The following is a 2,366-nucleotide window of genomic DNA, read 5'->3' on the forward strand; positions in this document are numbered from 1 at the left end:
TTTCCGGCAGAATCTAATTTTTGAATAAATATATCGTAATAACCAGCAGAAGTTAAATTGGAGGTTCCGGTTCCTGGGTCAAAATCTACTGTTTCCTTAAATTGACCTGTTGTATAAACATTGCCAGTGGCATCTGTTGTAATGGAATGCCCCACATCATAATCAGTTCCGCCCATTTGTTTTGCCCATAAAAGATTTCCGGCAGAATCTAATTTTTGAATAAATATATCGTAATAACCAGCAGAAGTTAAATTGGTGGTTCCTGCTCCCGGGTCAAAGTCTGCTGTTCCTATAAATGAACCTGTTGTATAAACATTGCCAGCGACATCTGTTGTAATAGAGTAGCCGTCATCATGAGAAGTTCCGCCCATTTTTTTTACCCATAAAAGATTTCCGGCAGGATCTAATTTTTGAATAAAAATATCATCACGACCTGCAGAAGTTAAATTGGTGGTTCCGGTTCCCGGGTCAAAGTCTGCTGTTCCGCTAAAGTAACCTGTTGTATAAACATTGCCAGTGGCATCTGTTGTAATGGAGGAACCGTAATCATGAGAAGTTCCGCCCATTTGTTTTGCCCATAAAAAATTTCCTGCAGAATCTAATTTTTGAATAAATATATCGGAATAACCAGCAGAAATTAAATTGGTGGTTCCGTCTCCCGGGTCAAAATCTACAATATAACGGAAGGTACCTATGGTATAAACATTGCCAGTGGCATCTGTTGTAATGGAGGAACCGTAATCATTAGAAGTTCCGCCCATTTTTTTTACCCATAAAAGATTTCCGGCAGGATCTAATTTTTGAATAAAAATATCATAAATACCTGCAGAAGTTAAATTGGTGGTTCCGGTTCCCGGGTCAAAGTCTGCTGTTCCGCTAAAGTAACCTGTTGTATAAACATTGCCAGCGGCATCTGTTGTAATGGAATTCCCCTCATCATTATAAGTTCCTCTTATTTGTTTTGCCCATTCAAGTTTATGGTTTTGGGCTATAGTTAATTGTGATAAAATGAGAAATAGTATTGCTACATAAATTTTTTTCATAATGTAAAATTTTTAGATTATTAAATATTGATTTATAAACATCATTTATCATATTTCATTGAATAGACCAAAAGTACAATATTTTTTACAATAATATTTAGTTTAATACTTTTTCTATTCATTATTTTTGCATAACAAATATTATTTGATATAAAAAATGATAGAAATGGATTTATGAAAAAAACTAAAAATATATTGTTAAAAACTTTTTTGTTGATTGTGTTCATATCATTTTTATTGGTAAATGTATTTGGGCAAAGTAAATTCAATTCAGAATGGGATAACACTTATAAATTTAGTAGTGATGATGGGCAATTCAAACTAAAATTTGGCGGTCGTTTAATGACTGACTGGGCTATATTTTCACAAGATGATTCAATGGAAAGTAATTTTGGAGAATTAAAGCCCGGAGCTGAATTCAGAAAAATTTGGTTTTATAATTCAGGACAAATTTATAATAATATTAAATATAAAGTTCAATTAAGTTTTGACGGAGGAGAAGTTGTCTTAAAAGATGTATTTATTGAAATGACAGACATACCTTTACTTGGAAATATTAGATTTGGTCATTTTAAAGAACCCTTTCGTTTTGATGTAATTACGAGTAGTAAAAATGTTTTGTTTATGGAAAATTCCTTGCATACGGGATTTGCTAACACCAGAAGCACAGGAGTTATGATTCATAATAATTTTTTAGATAAAAAAATATCTTTTCAAACAGGAGTTTTCTTTAATTCCGATAAACAAGGTAATCCATTAAATAGTTATGATTATAATTTTACATCAAGATTAACTGCTTTAGCATTTGTTAATGAAAATAAAACTAAGTATTTGCATTTAGGTAGCTCATATAGTTTAAGAATTATCGATGATGTTTATAATATTAAATCAAAACCGGAATCGCATCTATGCAACACTTATCTTAACACTAATGATATTGATTTTATTTCCAACTTAAATTTAATTGGAACTGAAGCATATTTGGTATTAGGTTCTTTTAGCTTTCAATCGGAATATACAATATCCTCCGTTGATAGAGGCACAAAAGATGATTATTCCTTTTCAGCATTGTACGGGCAGGTAGGTTTTTACCTTACAGGCGAGCATAAGAGCTACAAAAGTGCTTTGTCTCCTGTTGGAAGAACTTATCCAAAAAATAATGTTGGAAATGGCAAAAACGGAATAGGTGCATGGGAATTAGCTTTACGATATTCGTCAATTGACCTAAACAGTAAGGATATAAAGGGTGGTAAATTACATGATATTGCTATGGGAGTGAATTGGTATTTAAATCCTGCAACAAAAATTATTGCAAATTACATT

At 32.0% G+C, this 2,366-nt stretch carries 2 protein-coding genes; one reads left to right on the forward strand and one right to left on the reverse strand.

From position 1 onward, the window contains the following. On the reverse strand, positions 1–1,043 hold a 1,043-nt coding region (locus U9R42_10065), incomplete at its 3' end, for an SBBP repeat-containing protein (GenBank protein ID MEA3496366.1). Positions 1,044–1,217: 174 nt separating this feature from the next. Here U9R42_10065 and U9R42_10070 point away from each other — a divergent pair. Further along, on the forward strand, positions 1,218–2,366 hold a 1,149-nt coding region (locus tag U9R42_10070), incomplete at its 3' end, for a porin (GenBank protein ID MEA3496367.1).

The organism is Bacteroidota bacterium, assembly GCA_034723125.1.
Classification (GTDB): Bacteria; Bacteroidota; Bacteroidia; order CAILMK01; family JAAYUY01; genus JAYEOP01.